Annotated in this window: 19 protein-coding genes; 7 read left to right on the forward strand and 12 right to left on the reverse strand. The window is 69.0% G+C overall.

From position 1 onward, the window contains the following. Positions 1 to 7: 7 nt before the first annotated feature. Positions 8 to 388 carry a DUF4267 domain-containing protein gene (locus tag HBE64_RS05740; RefSeq protein WP_167098919.1) on the forward strand — a complete coding sequence of 127 codons (381 nt, stop codon included), beginning with the start codon at positions 8 to 10 and terminating at the stop codon, positions 386 to 388. Between the two features lie 6 nt (positions 389 to 394). On the opposite strand, the gene HBE64_RS05745 is transcribed toward HBE64_RS05740, so the two are convergent. The 6 genes from HBE64_RS05745 to HBE64_RS05770 form a co-directional block, all read right to left on the reverse strand. Then, a complete protein-coding gene (locus HBE64_RS05745; RefSeq protein ID WP_167108768.1) occupies positions 395 to 2,065 on the reverse strand; it encodes a CocE/NonD family hydrolase in 1,671 nt (556 codons plus the stop codon). A gap of 31 nt (positions 2,066 to 2,096) precedes the next feature. Beyond that, the gene (locus HBE64_RS05750) at positions 2,097 to 2,771 is read right to left on the reverse strand and encodes an isoprenylcysteine carboxylmethyltransferase family protein (RefSeq protein WP_167098921.1); all 675 of its coding nucleotides are present in this window, start codon (positions 2,769 to 2,771) and stop codon (positions 2,097 to 2,099) included. Between the two features lie 9 nt (positions 2,772 to 2,780). Beyond that, positions 2,781 to 4,400 carry an ABC transporter permease gene (locus tag HBE64_RS05755; RefSeq protein WP_167098924.1) on the reverse strand — a complete coding sequence of 540 codons (1,620 nt, stop codon included), beginning with the start codon at positions 4,398 to 4,400 and terminating at the stop codon, positions 2,781 to 2,783. Next, the gene (locus tag HBE64_RS05760; protein WP_167098927.1) at positions 4,397 to 5,302 is read right to left on the reverse strand and encodes an ABC transporter ATP-binding protein; all 906 of its coding nucleotides are present in this window, start codon (positions 5,300 to 5,302) and stop codon (positions 4,397 to 4,399) included. The genes HBE64_RS05755 and HBE64_RS05760 overlap by 4 nt, the downstream gene beginning before the upstream one ends. Then, complete coding sequence (locus HBE64_RS05765) at positions 5,283 to 5,945, reverse strand: TetR/AcrR family transcriptional regulator (protein ID WP_167098929.1); 663 nt, start codon at positions 5,943 to 5,945, stop codon at positions 5,283 to 5,285. Before HBE64_RS05765 ends, HBE64_RS05760 begins: the two co-directional genes overlap by 20 nt. 126 nt (positions 5,946 to 6,071) lie before the next feature. After that, entirely contained in the window at positions 6,072 to 6,737 is a 666-nt protein-coding gene (locus tag HBE64_RS05770) for an O-methyltransferase (RefSeq protein WP_167098932.1), read from the reverse strand. A 220-nt stretch (positions 6,738 to 6,957) separates the two neighbouring features. Here HBE64_RS05770 and sigE point away from each other — a divergent pair, with 220 nt between their 5' ends. The 4 genes from sigE (at position 6,958) to tatB (ending at position 10,261) form a co-directional block, all read left to right on the forward strand. After that, a complete protein-coding gene (gene sigE / locus HBE64_RS05775) occupies positions 6,958 to 7,731 on the forward strand; it encodes an RNA polymerase sigma factor SigE (RefSeq protein ID WP_167098934.1) in 774 nt (257 codons plus the stop codon). A gap of 131 nt (positions 7,732 to 7,862) precedes the next feature. Beyond that, the gene (gene rseA / locus HBE64_RS05780) at positions 7,863 to 8,264 is read left to right on the forward strand and encodes an anti-sigma E factor RseA (RefSeq protein WP_167098937.1); all 402 of its coding nucleotides are present in this window, start codon (positions 7,863 to 7,865) and stop codon (positions 8,262 to 8,264) included. Positions 8,265 to 8,343: 79 nt separating this feature from the next. Then, positions 8,344 to 9,840 carry a S1C family serine protease gene (locus tag HBE64_RS05785; RefSeq protein WP_167098940.1) on the forward strand — a complete coding sequence of 499 codons (1,497 nt, stop codon included), beginning with the start codon at positions 8,344 to 8,346 and terminating at the stop codon, positions 9,838 to 9,840. Between the two features lie 4 nt (positions 9,841 to 9,844). Next, positions 9,845 to 10,261: a Sec-independent protein translocase protein TatB gene (gene tatB, locus HBE64_RS05790; RefSeq protein WP_167098943.1), complete on the forward strand. Its 417-nt coding sequence runs from the start codon at positions 9,845 to 9,847 to the stop codon at positions 10,259 to 10,261. 18 nt (positions 10,262 to 10,279) lie between these two features. Here the strand turns inward: tatB and HBE64_RS05795 are convergent, their stop codons facing one another. The 4 genes from HBE64_RS05795 to HBE64_RS05810 form a co-directional block, all read right to left on the reverse strand. Then, on the reverse strand, positions 10,280 to 11,416 hold the full coding sequence (locus tag HBE64_RS05795) for an Mrp/NBP35 family ATP-binding protein (RefSeq protein ID WP_167098946.1): 1,137 nt from the start codon (positions 11,414 to 11,416) through the stop codon (positions 10,280 to 10,282). A 35-nt stretch (positions 11,417 to 11,451) separates the two neighbouring features. Beyond that, the gene (locus HBE64_RS05800; RefSeq protein WP_167108771.1) at positions 11,452 to 12,633 is read right to left on the reverse strand and encodes a lytic transglycosylase domain-containing protein; all 1,182 of its coding nucleotides are present in this window, start codon (positions 12,631 to 12,633) and stop codon (positions 11,452 to 11,454) included. 138 nt (positions 12,634 to 12,771) lie between these two features. Next, positions 12,772 to 13,329, reverse strand: coding sequence for a DUF1003 domain-containing protein (locus tag HBE64_RS05805; protein WP_167098948.1), 558 nt, complete (start codon positions 13,327 to 13,329; stop codon positions 12,772 to 12,774). Continuing rightward, entirely contained in the window at positions 13,326 to 14,633 is a 1,308-nt protein-coding gene (locus tag HBE64_RS05810; protein WP_167098951.1) for a magnesium transporter MgtE N-terminal domain-containing protein, read from the reverse strand. Before HBE64_RS05810 ends, HBE64_RS05805 begins: the two co-directional genes overlap by 4 nt. A 24-nt stretch (positions 14,634 to 14,657) precedes the next feature. On the opposite strand from HBE64_RS05810, the gene HBE64_RS05815 reads away from it, so the two are divergent. Beyond that, entirely contained in the window at positions 14,658 to 15,614 is a 957-nt protein-coding gene (locus HBE64_RS05815; RefSeq protein WP_167098954.1) for a CoA ester lyase, read from the forward strand. A gap of 5 nt (positions 15,615 to 15,619) precedes the next feature. Here the strand turns inward: HBE64_RS05815 and HBE64_RS05820 are convergent, their stop codons facing one another. Beyond that, entirely contained in the window at positions 15,620 to 16,051 is a 432-nt protein-coding gene (locus HBE64_RS05820) for a DUF4190 domain-containing protein (protein ID WP_167098956.1), read from the reverse strand. A 194-nt stretch (positions 16,052 to 16,245) separates the two neighbouring features. After that, positions 16,246 to 16,500 (reverse strand): hypothetical protein, encoded by a 255-nt coding sequence (locus tag HBE64_RS05825; protein ID WP_167098959.1) that lies wholly within the window; start codon positions 16,498 to 16,500, stop codon positions 16,246 to 16,248. 167 nt (positions 16,501 to 16,667) lie between these two features. Here HBE64_RS05825 and HBE64_RS05830 point away from each other — a divergent pair, with 167 nt between their 5' ends. Further along, entirely contained in the window at positions 16,668 to 17,198 is a 531-nt protein-coding gene (locus tag HBE64_RS05830) for a general stress protein (RefSeq protein WP_167098963.1), read from the forward strand. Positions 17,199 to 17,286: the final 88 nt, after the last annotated feature.

The following is a 17,286-nucleotide window of genomic DNA, read 5'->3' on the forward strand; positions in this document are numbered from 1 at the left end:
ATTCGACATGTCCACCATCGTCGTCGGCTATGCGCTCGCCAGTGTGATCGCGGCGGCAATCATCGTCATCGGTGCTCGATTCCTGCTTGCACCCCGAGTCGCCGCAGCCGGCTACGGGGTTGCCTGGGCTCAGGATCAGCCGCCCGGAAACGCCTACCTGAGTGTCAAGGGAGTCCGCGATATCGCCTCGGGGCTGATCGTCGTCATCCTGATGATCGCCGGGTCGGCCCACCTGGTCGGCTGGGTGTTGTTGGCGGCCACGATCATTCCGATCGCCGATGCTGCGATCGTGCTCGGCAACGGCGGCGCCAAGACCACCGCCTGGGGAGTCCACGGCGCCACGGCGGCGGTCATGCTCGTCACGGCCGCACTTCTGCTCCTGTCGTAGCGAGTCTCAGCCCGGGATGACGGGTACCAACAGGTGCGCGTCGTAGGACGGCCCCCAGTGCAGGACGATGCGTCCACGCTTGGATGTGGGGTAGTTCGCGGGGAACTGTCCGGTCAGCGGATTGCGCGGTGCCAGCCAGCGCCCGGCCACCACCAGCCGCAGCTGCTCGCCGGCCCGGAACAGGGTGGCCGAGTCCACCAGGGCGACATCGACGGCGACGACCTGTCCGGGGGAGACGGGCTGCGGTTCGGTGCAGGCGGGCACCGGCAGCCAGGGGCGGGACTGCTCGGCGTCCAGCGCCCGCAGTGACACGCGCTGCCAGCCGGTGCTGACCCGGTCGCGGCCGTATCCGTAGGAACCCTCGAAGTCGACGACCCGGCCGTCGCGCAGCTTCTCGACGCCGACGAACAGGTCCGCGTCTGGTGCATCGCAGACCTCCACCCACAGCCGCGCCGCCATCGGTCCGCTGATCTCGGTGTCCTGCGGCACGGTCCAGGTGAACGCGGCGGCCCGTGAGCGGACGGCGAACTCGACGCTGCCCGGACCACCGGGCACCTCGGTGCTCAGTTCGCCGGACCCGGCGAGGTGCAGCCGGCGCCAGTCCGTGCGCTCCAGCGGCCAGCTGAGTTCCTCGCGGACCGAGGCGACGGTCTCGCGATCCTCACGCACCTCCAATCGCACTGTGCGCGGCGGTCTTTCGGATTCAGTGCCGTCCAGTGCGGCACGCAGGAACGCCAGCTGCGCTGCCCTGGCGGTTGCCGAGTAGTAGGTAGCCCACTTGCCGCCGCGGTGGGTGTAGAGATGGGCGAACCGCGAACTGGTCTGCGCGAAGGCGCGGATCGAGCCGCGGCTGTGCAGGTTGTGGTCGGAGAAGCTGCCGCACACCAGCATCGGCACGGTGATGGCCGACAGGTCGGGCACCAGGGACTGCCAGAACTCGTCGCGCAGCGGATGCTGGTCACCCATCGCGATGATGTCGTAGCTCTGCCGGGTGGTGCGTCTGATCCCGGCCGCCCAGATCCTGATGAAGCCCTTCTCCCGCACACCGCCCGGGAACGCGAGATCGCGGTAGACGTCGGTGAATCCCTCCCAGGGGATGATCGCCTTGAGTGCGGGCGGGCGCAGGGCGGCCACGGCGTACTGGCTGATGGCCAGGTACGAAACCCCTGACATCGTCACCTTGCCGTCGCTCCAGGATTGTTCGGCGGCCCACTGCACGATGTCGTAGGTGTCTTCGGCCTCCTGCGGGCTCAGCAGCTTGCCGGTGCCGCCTGCGGTGCCGCAGCCGCGTAGGTCGGCGTTGACCACCGCGAATCCCTGCGCCACCCACCACGCCGGATCGGGCGCTTCCCACGAGGTGTACGCCGAGAAGGTCACCGGACTCGGCTGGCGCAGTGCGCGATACTGCGCCGAGAACGTCCACCTGCCCCGCTTGCGACGGGGGAGGTCGTCCTTGCCGTACGGGTGGGCACACAGCAGCACCGGCCGGGGCTTGTCACCAGGTGGGCGGAAGACGTTGGCGCGCAGCACAGTTCCGTCGCGGGTCGGCACCGCGACGTCGCGCTCGACGACGATGTCGGGGGGTGGGTCGGTCACGGTCACCGGCGGGCGTATCGCGCTGCGTAATCGGGTAGCGGCGTACCGCAGCCTGCCGTGCCGCCGCCATGGTGTGTCCACGGGCCCTGTCACGAGGTTCACCCTAGACGGCTCACCAGGCCAGCGGTATCAATCGGTAGCGGACCGCGGCCATGTAGTCGCGGTAGCCGGCCAGCTCCTCGCGCAGCATGTTCTCCTCGTCGGCGATGCGGATCACCAGCAGCGCCAGGACCGCGGGCACGATCAGCAGTGCCCAGTAGGAGCCCAGCGCCAGCGGTATCCCGAGCATCATCACCACGCTGGCCGAGTACATCGGGTGCCGCACGATTCCGTAGAGCCCCGTGGTGACCAGCGGCTGATTGTCTTCGACGGTGATAGTGGCTGCCGCGTAATGGTTTTGGACGACCACCAGCATGGCCACGCCCAACCCGACGGTCACCAGCACAGCGCCCAGCACCGACAGAGCGGCGGGCATATCGGACCAGCCGAACCGGTGGTCGACGCCGGACACCACGAGCATGCCGGTGAAACACGCCAGGATTCCCACCACTACGAGCTTCTGGACCGTGCGGGTCTCCGCCTTGGGCCCGGCATGCATGCGGCGCTCGACGTTGGCGGGATCGAGCTGCCCCAGGTAGAGCGTCGGAACCAGCGAGACCACCGCGAACACGCCCAGGAACAGCCACCCCTGCCAGTAGTGCAGCGTGCCCGCGGGCACGAACAGCAGCACCATGAACCCGGCCAGGCTGGCCAGCGACGACAGTGTCACCCGCAGTGTGTTCGGCATGGTCAACTCCTAGACGGCATCGCGGCGGCGGTAGAGCCACCCCGCGCTCAGTGTGAGCATGACGGCAATCGCGCTCATAACTCCCAGTGCCGCAACCGAAACCGAGGACGGCGCGGTGGTCCGCCCCACCGGTGAGGCCTCGATCAGCCAGTGCGGCAGCCGCAGCAGTGCACCCAGATAGAGCGCCGCCGCCACGAACGTGACAGCGACCCAGCCCAGACCGGGGCGGCGCAGCGCCACCCCCAGCGCGGCGATCGACGCCACCACTGCCATCGCAGGCAGGAACGCCAGCGCGGCCAGTGTCAGCCGCAGGATCGTCTGCGGCTCGCCCAGAGTGAGCCCCGCACCCAGCCCGTTGCCCAGCCCGGCGAACGCGAGCAGCACCGCCGCCCCGGTGACGGCCGCGCCGACCGCCGACAACAGCCACACCCAGCGCGACACCGCACCGGCCAGCACCGCCTCGCCCAGCCCCGACTGCTCGTCGCGGCTCAGCCCGGCCACCACCGTCACCACATACGCCGTCGTCGCTGCGGCCAGGAATTGCGTCATCGTCGTATACACCCCGTCGGTGCCCTGCGCCGAGAGCACCCGGGCGATCAACTCGTTGCCGCGCGCGGCCTCGAGCAGTGACTTGGTCATCGAACCGAAGACTGCGCCCGCCACCAGCAGGCTCACCGACCAGCCGATCGTCAACCCGCGGTGAGTCAGCAACTGCAGGCCGAACACCCCGCCGACCGGCCGGGCGCCGGGATGCTCGTTCACCGATGCCAGCACGGCGTCGTCGTACTGCCGTCGGCTCTCGAACACGACTGCGGCACAGACCAATCCGGCGATCAGTAACAGGACAAGGCCCAGCGGCCACCAGCGCAGTGCCACGAATGCCCGCATCTGCTGGGCCCAGGCGATGGGGGAGCACCAGCTCAGCGTGCTGCCCGAGTTGTCGATCACGTCTCCGGCGCCGCGGATCAGCACCGCGGCGCCCAGCGCTGCCATGGCCGCCGCGGTGGCGGTGCGGGCCTGGCGCCACAGCTGGGCGGTCAGCGCGGCTGTCGCTCCGAAGACCGTGGCGACCGCGGTGACACCGAGGCACATCGCGGCGGTGTCGACGACGGCGAACCCCGCTGCCGGCACTGCCGCCATGGCGGCTGTCATCGTCACGGCCAGTGTCAGGTTGACCGCGCCCATCAGGATCAGCGCGGCCGCGGTGCGGGCGTGACGGCCCACCGGCGAGGACAGGATCAGCTCGGCGGCGCCGTTCTCCTCCTCGGCGCGGGTGTGGCGGATGACGGTGAGGATGGCCAGGATCGAGGCCGCGATGATGAGCGTCAGCATGAGCTCGTTGGCCATCATGGCACCCAGGTCGGTCTCGTTGCCGCCGAACATGGGGCCGCCCAGCATGATTCCGGCCGGGGTCTTGAGCAGGTTGACGCGGGCCTGTCGTTGCGCCTCTTCCGGGTAGGCCAGTTTGATGCCGTTGGGGGCGTACACCATCATCAGGGTGAGCGCCGCGATCCATACCGACAGCCGCACTCGGTCGCGGCGCAGTGCGAAACGCAGCAGTGCGGCCACCCCGGACAGCGATGACGCCGGTTCGGCGTGGTGGCGGCCGACGGCCACGGGCGCGTTCATCGTTGCGCGCCTTGATATTCGCGCAGGAAGAGGTCTTCCAGGGAGGCAGGCGTCACGGTCAGGTCGAGGATGCCCAGCCGGGTCAGCCGTGCCATCGTCGGGTCCAACTGCTCACGCTCGACCGAGAATCGGATCTGCCCATCGCGGAACTGCGCGTCGTGTATCCCCGGCCAGCCGCGCATATCGGTGGCGTCCCCGCGGGTGCGGGCCGTCACGGTGGTCCGCATCAGGTGCCGCAACTGGGCCAGTGAGCCGGACTGCACGGTGCGTCCCGCGCGGATGATGGTTACTTTGTCGCACAGCTTTTCCACCTCGGCGAGGATGTGACTGGACAGCAGCACCGCCGCACCGCGCGCGGCGACCTCCTGGACGCAGTGCGCAAAAGCCTGCTCCATCAACGGGTCCAGACCCGAGGTCGGCTCGTCGAGGATGTAGATGTCGGCATCGGTGGCGAACGCCGCCACCAGGGCGACCTTTTGGCGGTTGCCCTTGGAGTAGGTGCGGGCCTTCTTGTGCGGATCGAGTTCGAAGCGTTTGATCAGCTCGTCGCGGCGGCGCGCGTCGGCCCCGCCGCGCAGCCCGCACAGGAAGTCGATGGACTGCGCCCCGGTGAGGTTGGGCCACAGGGTCACGTCGCCGGGGACGTAGGCGACCCGCCGGTGCAGTTCGACGGCGTCGCGCCACGGGTCGCGGCCCAGCAGGTGCACGCTGCCGCCCTCGGCGCGCAACATGCCCAGCAGCACCCGGATGGTCGTCGATTTGCCGGCGCCGTTGGGACCGAGGAATCCGGTGACCGAGCCGGGCCGGACCACCAGGTCCAGGCCGTCGAGTGCCCGGGTGTGGCCGAACGTCTTGACCAAACCGTGGATTTCCACGGCGTTGTCAGTGCGGGGTGTCGCCATCGCTGTCTCCTGCGGGGGGTGAAACCAGATCTTCTTGTGCGGCAAAGGCTTCCAACATCGTGGAGTCGGTCAGCAGGCCCTCGGTGAAGACCTCGAGGGCGGGCATCATCATGTCGTTGCTGTAGTCGCGCAGTACGGCGCGCAGATCCGTCGGGTTGTCGTGCAGCTGCAGGTAGAGCAGGAACGCCCCGCCGCCGGCCATGGCCAGGTATTTGGCGCGCCCGGCGGGGTCCCGGCTGGGCCGGATGGTCCCGGCCCGCACCCCGTCGTCCAGATAGCTCTCGACGTTGGCGATCATCGTGTTCCACAGGTGGCGGGCCAGTTCCCCGCCGGTCTGCATACTGCGCACCAGGTAGGCCATCAGCGGCGCGTACGACTCGATCTCGGCGACCTGTGCCAGCCAGCTGGCCGCGTCGGTGCTCTGGATGGCCTGTGACTTGTCGCTGCGGATCTCTTCGGCGACGTAGTCGTCGCAGGCCTTGCGCAGTCCGTCCTTGGAACCGAAGTGGTGGATCACCAGCCCGGGGCTGACCCCGGCGGCCTCTGCGATCGCACGTACTCCGACGTCGAACCCGCGAGAGCCGAACAACTCGATGGCGGCATCCCGGATTCGGGAGGCGGCGGTCAAGTCTGCTGAACGCATGTTCAGTACGCTAAACACTTGTTCAATCAGCGGTCAAGGGGTATCCGTCGCGAGCGTGCGTGTCGGCACGCAGACACGCCGACGCAGCGTGCAGCCAGCGCACGCTCGCCGGAGAGAGAAAGGGAACTAGTCGCGCGCGGCGATCAGGATGCCGTCGCCCAGCGGCACCAGCACGGGTGTCAGCCGCTCGTCCTCGGCGATCAGCCGGGCGGCCTCGCGTACCGCGGAGACCTCGGCGTCGTTGGCCGCCGGATCGCCGGCCCGGCCGCCCAGTGCGGCCCGGTGGAGAACGATCACGCCGCCGGAGCGCAGCAACCGGATGCCCTCGGCCACGAAATCAGCCTGGTCGCTCGGGGCGGCGTCGATGAACACCAGGTCGTAGGACGCATCGGCCAGCCGGGTCAGCACGTCCTGGGCTCGCCCGGCGATCAGCCGGGTCCGCGACGGGCCGATGCCGCCCTCGGAGAATGCCTGCTTGGCGATGCGCTGGTGCTCAGGTTCGATATCGATCGTCGTGAGCACGCCGTCCTCGCGCATGCCCGAGAGCAGCCACAGCCCGCTGACCCCGGCGCCGGTGCCTACCTCCACGACGGCTTTGCCGCCCGACAGTCGGGCCAGCACACTCAGCAGTGCGCCGACGGCCGGTGTCACCGCGCCCGCGCCGGCGTCGACGGCCCGCTCCCGGGCGGCCGCGACGATGACGTCCTCGGAGATCGATCCCTCGGCATGCGCGAGAATCCGATCGGCCTGGCTCGGCTCCCGCTGGCCTGAATTGTCGTCGGTGGTGGCCATTCTCAGCAGCGTAGGGCCAACTCGTTCCCCACGCGGGCAGGCGCGCCCGGTCCGGGGACCGGCGCCGACGCGATCTCCGACACGCCGATGCTGGTGGGCACACAGGAACCTCGAAGGTGCGGGCATCGGCCCAGCGCACAAAAGGTAACGAAAGTATTTCTCATAGCTAGCTCAGTTTGCTCACATCCTCCCCACACCGCGATGGGGAACGGTAGCGGGCATGGAACACCGGGAACGCTGGTCGGGGAATACGCCCGAGGGCGCTCGTGTTGTGACGCATGATGCGTTTGACGGCACACAGCCGTTATCGCAGATCAACCAGGAGGATCCCACGGCCACCACATTGACGGCCCCCACGAGCATGGCTCATCTGGAGCAGCTCGCTGATGCCGAGTGGGTTGAACCGTCCGACGACTTGCAGGGCACCGCGGTGTTCGACGCAACGGGTGACAGGGCGGCCATGCCGTCCTGGGACGAGCTGGTACGTCAGCACGCCGACCGGGTCTACCGCCTGGCCTACCGCCTGTCGGGTAACCAGCAGGACGCCGAGGACCTGACGCAGGAGACCTTCATCCGGGTGTTCCGCTCGGTCCAGAACTATCAGCCGGGCACCTTCGAGGGCTGGCTGCACCGCATCACCACCAACCTGTTCCTGGACATGGTCCGTCGCCGCGGCCGCATCCGCATGGAGGCGCTGCCGGAGGACTACGACCGGGTGCCGGCCGACGAGCCCAACCCCGAGCAGATCTACCACGACTCACGACTGGGCCCTGACCTGCAGAACGCGCTGGACTCGCTGCCGCCGGAGTTCCGCGCCGCGGTGGTCTTGTGCGATATCGAAGGTCTGTCCTACGAAGAGATCGGTGCCACCCTCGGTGTGAAGCTCGGTACCGTGCGCAGCCGCATCCACCGCGGCCGCCAGGCGCTGCGGGATTACCTGGCCACTCACTCCGGTCAGCGGAGCATCAGCGACTTCACCGCCGAATCGGCTTGACCGGTCCGCGGCGCCGGCACACCGGGACAGCCGCCCGAAGTGGTCGTCACGGCATGTCATTCACGGGTTCGCGCGCTACATTCGACCTAGCGCCGCGAAACTTCGACGCGACCCATGGAGAGGAGCCGGTGATGGTCGACCGTGGACACATGTTCCGTCGGGCCTTCTCCTGGCTACCCGCCCAGTTCGCGTCGCAGAGCGATGCCCCGGTCGGCGCCCCGCGCCAGTTCGGCTCCACCGAGCACCTGTCGACCGAGGCGATCGCCGCGTATGTCGACGGCGAGCTGCGGATGAAGTCCTATCTGCGCGCCGCGCATCACCTGTCGCTGTGTCCGCAGTGTGCCGCCGAGGTCGACGGCCAGAGCCAGGCCAGGGAGGCGCTGCGGGATTCCTGCCCGATCAGCACTCCCACCAGCTTGTTGGGCCTGCTGTCACAGATTCCACATTCCGCACCCGACGACCCGCCGCCCCCGCCGGGACTCGCCGAGCAGTTAGCTGACGGCACGCCTCGTGACCGTCGTAAGCGCCGGTAGGGTGGATGTGACAGCGAGCAGCGAGGTGCTCGGTCCCGTAGCACGCGTTCTCTTCTGAGCGCCTGGATAGAGGTTGAACTTGAGCCCCAATCAGGACAGTTCCGGCAGCAGCCCCCGCCTGGCCCCGCGCCCGATCTCGCGTCCTCCGGTCGATCCACAGGCCACCAGTACCTTCGGCCGGCCCAAGGGCGTCGACGGTTCGTTCGTAGCCGAGGAGCTGCGCCCCGCCAAGTACCGCGGTGACGTCGACTTCACGCCGACGAACAAGCCGTCCGACCCGGTCCTGCAGGAGGCGTTCTCCCGGCCCTTCCCCGGCGGTGAGTCGCTGCAGCGCCATCCCGCCGACGCCGGCGCCCTCAACGCCGGTCCCGAGGGTCCCGAAGAGCCTGACGATCCGTGGCGCGATCCGAATGCCCCCGCGGCGCTGGGCACGCCGGCCGTCGAGAAGCCGGTGCCTGTCGCGGTCTCCGGTCCGACCGGCAAGCTCGGGGTGCGCGACGTCCTCTTCGGCGGCCGGGTGTCCTATGTCGCGCTGGCCATCCTGGGCATCACCGCCCTGCTGATCGGTCTGGTCGGCGGCTGGGTCGGACGTAAGACGGCCGAGGTCGTCGAGGCGTTCACCACCTCGAAGGTCACCCTGTCCACCGACAGCAACAGTGAAGTGCCCGTCGGCCGGTTCGCGAAGGTCGCTGCGTCGGTGGCCGACTCCGTCGTCACCATCGAGTCGGTCAGCGCCGACGAGGGTGCTCAGGGCTCCGGCGTCGTCGTCGACGGCCGCGGCTACATCGTCACCAACAACCACGTCATCTCCGACGCCGCCCAGAACCCGGGCAAGTTCAAGACGACGGTGGTGTTCAACGACGGCAAGGTGGTGCCCGCCAACCTCGTCGGCCGCGATCCCAAGACCGATCTCGCCGTGCTGAAGGTCGACAACGTCGACAACCTGACCGTCGCCAAGTTCGGTGACTCCGACAAGGTCCACGTCGGCGACGAAGTGATCGCCGCGGGCGCTCCGCTCGGCCTGCGCAGCACCGTCACCTCCGGCATCATCAGCGCCCTGCACCGGCCGGTCCCGCTGTCCGGCGAAGGCTCCGACACCGACACCGTGATCGACGCCATCCAGACCGACGCCTCGATCAACCACGGCAACTCCGGTGGCCCGCTGATCAACATGAACTCCGAGGTGATCGGCATCAACACGGCCGGAAAGTCGTTGTCGGACAGTGCAAGTGGTCTGGGCTTCGCCATCCCGGTCAATGAGGTCAAGCAGACCGTCGAGACGCTGATCAAGGACGGCAAGATCACGCACCCGACGCTGGGGCTGTCGGCGCGTTCGGTGAGCAACGACCTCGCCCAGGGTGCCCAGGTGGCCAACGTCAAGGCGGGCGGACCCGCCGAGAAGGCCGGCATCCTGGAGAACGACGTGGTGGTCAAGGTCGGCAACCGCAAGGTGGCCGACGCCGACGAGTTCGTGGTCGCGGTGCGTCAGCTCAAGATCGGCCAGGACGCCCCGATCGAGGTCATGCGCGACGGCCGCAAGGTCGTGCTGACGGTGAACCCGGCGCCGGACAACTGACGCCATGTTCGCCAATGTCGGGTGGGGCGAGATGCTGCTGCTCGTGGTCGTGGGTCTGGTGATCCTCGGCCCCGAGCGGTTGCCCGGCGCCATCAGATGGACGTCGAACACACTTCGCCAGGCGCGCGAGTACATCAGTGGAGCCACCAGCCAGCTGCGCGACGACCTCGGCCCGGAATTCGACGATCTGCGTCAGCCGCTCAGTGAGCTGCAGAAGCTGCGGGGGATGACACCGCGCGCTGCGCTGACCAAACACCTGCTCGACGGCGACGACTCCTGGCTCACCGAGGCCTTCCAGCCGCCTACCGACACCCCGGCGGGGGAGAAGCCGCACAGCGCACCGCCGCCGGCGGCGATGCCTCCCAGGCCTGAGCCGCTGCCGCCCGGTACGCCTGCGCCGTTCGACGCCGACGCCACCTGAGGCTCGCCGAGTCTGCGATCAGCCGCGGCGGGTGGTGTCCAGGCCCAGCGACATCCCGGCCAGTCCGCGGCGGCGCGCCGAGAGCTTGTCGGCGATACCGCGAAGCTCCTTGCCGGCCGCCGAGTCCGGCGCCGAAAGCACCAGCGGCACACCGGAGTCGCCGGCGGCGACCAGGGCGGGATCGAGCGGAACCTGGCCCAGCAGAGGCACATCCGCGCCGACCGCGCGGGACAGGCGCTCGGCGACCTGACGGCCGCCGCCCTCACCGAAGATCTGCATGGTGGTGCCGTCGGGCAGCAGTAGCCCGGACATGTTCTCGACCACGCCGACGATGCGCTGGCGGGTCTGTAGAGCGATCGCACCGGCCCGCTCGGCGACCTCGGCGGCGGCCAGCTGCGGGGTGGTGACGACGACGATCTCTGCGCCCGGGATCAGCTGCGCCACCGAGATCGCCACGTCGCCGGTGCCCGGCGGCAGGTCCAGCAGCAGCACGTCCAGGTCGCCCCAGTAGACGTCGGCGAGGAACTGCTGCAGCGCCCGGTGCAGCATCGGCCCGCGCCACACGACCGGCGCGTTGCCCTGGGTGAACTGGGCGATCGAGATCAGCTTCACGTCGTGGGCGATCGGCGGCAGGATCATCGACTCGACCTGGGTGGGCCGTTCGTCGGTGCCCAGCATCCGCGGGATCGAGTGGCCGTAGATGTCGGCGTCGAGCACACCGACCGACAGACCGCGGGCGGCCATCGCCGCCGCCAGGTTGACCGTCACGCTGGACTTGCCCACCCCGCCCTTGCCTGAGGCCACCGCGTAGACGCGGGTCAACGAGCCCGGCTGGGCGAACGGGATCACCGGTTCGGCGGCATCGCCGCGCAGCATCTTGCGCAGTTCGGTGCGCTGCTCATCGTTCATCACGTCGAGGGTGATGGTGACCGCACCGGTGCCCGGCACATCAGCGACAGCCCGGCGCACCTGCTCGGTGATCTCGGTCTTCTTCGGGCAGGCTGAGGTGGTCAGGTAGACCTCGACGTGCACCGCGCCGTCGGCGCCGGCCGTGACGCTCTTGACCATGTTGAGTTCGGTGATGGGGCGGCGTAGTTCCGGGTCGATCACCTTGCCGAGGGCAGCGCGGACGGCGGTTTCAAGTTCTGCAGACATCGAGGCCGAGTCTAGGTCGCGCGACCAGCCGTTGGTCAGGCGGCCGGTCCGGGCGGCGCCCCGAACGTCGGCGGCAGCGGTGCCGCAGGCTCGGCAGCCGGAGCCGGTGCCGGTGGCGGCAGCAGCCACGGCGGCTGCCAGGGCTGCGGTGCTTCGGCGGGGACCTGGGAGGCTGCCTCCGGTGCCGGGGTGGCGATCGCAGGACCCATGCAGATCACCTGGCACGGGGCCTGTCCGGGCAGCATGCCTGCAGGTCCGGGCAGCGGGCCGGTGACCAGCTGGCCGGCGGTCTCGGTGTTGCCGAAGTTGACCAACGGCATCTGGGCCAGCGGATCCGACGACGGCAGGCCGATCGCGTTGAGCGGCATACCGGGGCCCAGGCCCTCCGGGTTCTCCAGGTGCGCATCGGCCAGGGCCGGGACGGGTCCGACGATCGGCGGCAGCGCCACGGGTTCGACGCCGGTGGCGTACGCGCCGGCCCAGCCCATCACGTTCTGCGCGTAGGCCATCGAGTTGTTGTAGCGCAGGATCGCGGTGAGCACCTGCGACTGGTTGCGCAGGTTCAGTCCGCCGCTGCACAGGTAGCGCGCGGCAGCCAGGGCCGCGTCGTAGATGTTCTGCGGGTCGGCCTTGCCGTCGCCGTCGCCGTCGGAGGCGTACCTCGACCACGTGCCCGGCAGGAACTGCATCGGGCCCATCGCCCGCGCGTATTCCGCCCGCCCGGCCTGCACGGTCTGCACGATCACCTCGTTGCCGGGCAGCGTGCCGTCCAGCGCCGGCCCGTAGATCGGGGTGACGGCCGTGCCGTGTGAGTCGGTGGCGCCGCCATTGGCATGCATGGACTCAATGCGGCCGATCCCGGCGAGCAGGTTCCAGCTGATGCCGCAGGCGGGTGCGGCCTTGGCCATCATCGCCTCGGCGTTGCGGTAGGCGGCCAGCGCGACCGCCGGAATCCGCATGGCGCCAGGGGAGTTCACCACGATCGACGGCGGCGGTGCGGACACGGTGGCCTCGGCGACCCGGAAGTTGCTGGGCTGCTTCGTCAGTGCGACGACGGTGACGCCGGAGGTGTCCTGCTGCGACGGGGACACGGCGGCCAGCGGGGTCACATCGGCGCCGTAGACGGGTGCGCTCTGGCGGCCGGGGGCGGCGCCCACGGCGCCGGCGAGGACGATCGGCGTAAGCATCGCGATACCGAAAACGGGGGTCCGCACCATCCGGCCCACGCGGTTGCCTATGCCCACTCTTCCGTCCTCAACAGACTCGCCCGTCCTTCGCGAGAAAAAATCCGTGCCTGTGAACCAAGTCACCATACATACCTTCGTGACCACAGTGGTATCCAATGGTCACCTTGGTCACGAACCAGGTTCCTCGTGGTCGGACTCGATCGCCGGCCTGGCTTTCTTCGCTTTGTCCTTTTTGAGCTTGCCACCGTTGTCCGCCTGCAGCGTTTCCAGCAACTCCCGGATCTCCTCGAGTTCGCGCCTGAGGTAGTCGCGGGTGGCGACTTCGCCGACGGCCAGGCGCAACGCGGCCAGCTCCCGGGCCAGGAACTCGGTATCGGCCTTCGTCTGCTGGGCTCGCCGGCGGTCTTCTTCCAACGACACCTTGTCGCGGTTCTCCTGCCGGTTCTGCGCCAGCAGGATCAGCGGCGCGGCGTAGGCCGCCTGGGTGGAGAAGGCAAGGTTGAGCAGGATGAAGGGGTAGGGGTCCCACCGCAGGCTCACGGCGAACAGATTCAGCCCGATCCAGACGATGACGAGGATGGTCTGCCAGGCCAGGTAGCGGCCGGTGCCCAGGAACCGGGCGATCGACTCGCTGAACCGGCCGACGGCTTCCGGGTCGACGGTGAAGCCCAGCCGCCGCCCGGTGCGCGGGGTGTCGAGGCGCTGGCGTGCCGAGAGCTCGCTCACAGCTCGCGCTCCGCACCGGCCAGCTGGTCGGGAAAGTGCGGCTCCTCATAGTCGTCGCGCCAGTCGTGGGGCAGCAGATGATCGAGCACGTCGTCGACGGTCACCGCGCCGAGCAGATGGTTCTCCTCGTCGACCACGGGACCGCAGACCAGGTTGTAGGCGGCGAAGTAGCGGGTCAGCGCGCCGAGCGGGGTGGTCGGCGTGAGGCTGGGCAGGTCGGAGTCGAGGATGCCGCTGACCAGGTTGGCCGGCGGCTCTCGTAGCAGCGCCTGCAGATGCACGCAGCCCAGGTAGCGCCCGGTGGGGGTGGCGGTCGGCGGACGCACGACGAACACCAGCGACGACAGGGCCGGCGTCAGGTCGGGGTCGCGGACCCGGGCCAGTGCTTCGGCGACGGTGGTGTCGGGGGCCAGCACCACCGGCTCGGAGGTCATCAGACCGCCTGCGGTGTCCGGCGAGTGGGCGAGCAGGCGGCGCACCGGCTCGGAGTCCTCGGGGTCCATCCGGCGCAGCAGCACTTCGGCCTCGGTCGGGTTCATCACACCGAGAAGGTCCGCCGCGTCGTCGGGGTCCATGGCCTCGAGCACGTCGGCGGCGCGCTCGGTGTCCAGCTGCTTGAGCAACACGGTCTGGTCGTCCTCGGGCAGCTCCTGCAGGATGTCGGCCAGCCGCTCGTCGTCGAGGGCGTTGATCACCTCGGTGCGGCGTTTGGCCGGCAGGTCGCGGATCGCGTCGGCCACCGCGATGGGGCGCTGGCCTTCGAACTGGTGCAGCAGCTGGGCCACCCCCTGGCCGGGCATCGCCAGCGCCGACGGGGTGAGCCCCTGGACGTTCTGCCAGTCCACCACCTGGACCGTGGAGCGACGGCCGAGCCGGCGCATGCTGCGCACCGCGACCCGGGTCACCACCCAGTCGCGGGTGCGGGTCTGCTCGATGCCCAGGTCGACGACCACCACGTCGACCGTGGCCAGCTGCGGCAGCTCGGGATCATTGACCCGGACCCTGGTGTCGAGGACCTGGCCCAGCACCAGCACCTCGCCGGGGCGCTGGGCGAATCGGCGCAGCGACACGTTGCCGGTGGTGAGCGTCACAGCATTGGGCTCGATCGCGGTGACACGCAGAATCGGAACGAAAATCCTTCGGCGCGTGAGCAATTCGACGACCAAGCCGAGCACGCGGGGTTGTTGGCGCACAATGCTCATACTGATCAGGACATCCCGCACGCGCCCGAGCGATTCCCCGTCGGGCCCGAGGACCACCATGCCTCCGAGCCGCGCCGCGTACACCCTGTTCACCGACGCCATGCCTCAAAGAGTAGGAGTGTAGGCGTGGATAACGCGTATCGACCCCGTAGAACGTGCCTTTCGGTTCCCGGGAGCAACCTGAAGATGATCGAGAAAGCCAAGGGGTTGGCCGCCGACGAGGTGTTCCTGGACCTCGAGGATGCCGTTGCACCAGATGCCAAGGCGCAGGCGCGCACCCAGGTTGCCGCGGCGCTGGCCGGGCCCGGCTGGTCGGGTCAGCTGCGCGGGGTTCGCGTGAACGACTGGACCACACCGTGGACCTACACCGACGTCATCGACGTGGTGTCGGCAGCCGGCGCGCACCTCGACGTGATCGTCTTGCCGAAGGTGACCGACGCCAGCCACGTGCACGCCCTGGACCTGTTGCTGACCCAGCTCGAACGCACCCACGGTCTGCCCGTCGGCCGCATCGGCGTCGACGCCCAGATCGAGGACGCCAGGGGACTGCGCAACATCGACGCGATCGCGGCCGCACGCCGGGTGCAGGCGCTGGTGCTCGGACCGGCCGATCTGATGGCCAGCCTCAACATGCGTACGTTGGTGGTCGGGGAGCAGCCGGAGGGCTACGACGTCGGCGACGCCTACCACCACATCTTGATGACGATCCTCATCGCCGCGCGGGCGCACGGGGTGGCCGCGGTCGACGGGCCGTATCTGAAGGTGCGTGACGTCGAGGCGTTCCGCCGGGTGGCCGGCCGTTCGGCCGCGCTGGGCTACGACGGCAAGTGGGTGCTGCATCCTGACCAGATCGCGGCGGGCAACGAGATCTTCTCGCCGCGCCAGCAGGAGTACGACCACGCTGAGCTCATCCTCGAGGCCTATGAGTGGCACACCTCGAAGGCGGGCGGTGGCCGCGGGGCGGTGATGCTCGGTGACGAGATGCTCGACGAGGCCAGCCGCAAGATGGCGTTGGTGATCGCCGGGAAGGGCCGCGCGGCCGGGATGACGCGTCAGGGCGAGCGGTTCACCCCGCCGACCTGATAGGCCTAATAGTTCGTGTAGGTGCTGCTGCTGGCGATGACGAACACCATGAAGACGATGTAGAGCAGCACGAGGGCCACGATCGCCGAGCCGATCGCCACTCCGGCGACGGCGAGGCCGAAGCCGTCCTGTCCGGTGCGCTTGGTTTCCCGCATCGCCACGATGCCCAGGATCACCCCGGCTACCGAGGGCAGTCCGCACAACGCCAGCCCGGCCAGTGAGCACACCAGTGCGGCGATGGCTTTGCCGTTGGTGCCGGGCGGTTTGAGCGGCCGGTATGGGTCGTACGGGTCGCCGGCATAGGGCGGGTAGGGGTAGGCGCCGGGAGGTGGGTACGGCGGGGGATACACCGGCGGCGGCAGCGGCGGGTAGTTCGCCGGATAGTCCACCGGGGCGTACGGGTCCGGTGTATCGCCGGAAAAAGTTGGGTTGGTCATCGGGTCAGCGGAGGGCGTAGATGCCCCAGATCATGCTGATGATCAACGACGCGACGCCGACGACGATCCCGGCGATGGCCAGACCGTGGCCACCCTGACGGGTCTGCTTCGGTCTCTTAAACACATCTGACCCTTCCGACGACGTGGAGAGTGGAGTTCTAGGCTGCTCCCGTATCAGTCAACACAACAGCACACTACGCTGACGCACCCACTGTGTTAGCTGTGTCAGCCACTGGCGGGTAATCCGGCGGCGGATAGCTCGGCGGCGGGTAGCCGCCCGGAGCCTCGTAGCCGGTGTAGGCCGGCGGCACCGGCGGTGCGGACGGGGCGTCGAAACCCGACGGAGCCGGGGTCTGTTCGATGGGCGGGGCCTCGTAGGCGCCTTCGGAGAGGCCCTGTTCGCCCAGGTTCTGCGGCTTTTCGCCGGAGTCGCCACCGGAAGCTGTCATGCTGTTCAACCTAGCGTATGTGCTGGTCGCGCGTGGCTGGCTCGCCGGGGTGTCGACCCTGGCGGGCACCATCGCCGGCCGCACGTCGTTGAACAGCTAGTGGGCGTTCCGGCGTCTGCGGCCGCACCACGTGACAGACCACCCGCATGACAGGAGAATGAGGACTCATGACCAGCCCCTTCTCGCCCGGACAGAATCCTGGCGTGACCCCTGCAGGCGCGGCGGCGGGCACCCGCCGCGGTCCCGTCGGTTTGCCGACGCCGCCGAAAGGCTGGCCGATCGGCTCCTATCCCACCTACGCCGAGGCGCAGAAGGCTGTCGACTATCTGTCCGACCAGCAGTTCCCGGTCCAGCAGGTGACGATCGTCGGCGTCGACCTGATGCAGGTGGAGCGCGTCACCGGTCGGCTGACGTGGCCCAAGGTGCTCGGCGGCGGCGTCATCACCGGCGCGTGGCTCGGTATTTTCATCGGTCTGGTGCTGGGTTTCTTCAGCCCCAACCCGTGGGCGTCGCTGATCACCGGTGTGGTCGCCGGTGTGATCTTCGGGTTGATCACCTCGGCGGTGCCCTACGCGATGGCCCGCGGCACAAGGGACTTCAGCTCGACCATGCAGTTGGTCGCGGGGCGCTACGACGTGCTCTGCGACCCCGCCAACGCCGAGAAGGCTCGGGACCTGCTGGCGCGCTTGACGATCTAGCGGGGTCACGATTGCGCCGCATGCGGCGAGAAGTGTTGCACATCACGCACCTGGGGTTCTACGGTTTGCCCGCGGGACTATCCCCGCC

Source organism: Mycobacterium sp. DL592, from assembly GCF_011694515.1.
Classification (GTDB): domain Bacteria; phylum Actinomycetota; class Actinomycetes; order Mycobacteriales; family Mycobacteriaceae; genus Mycobacterium.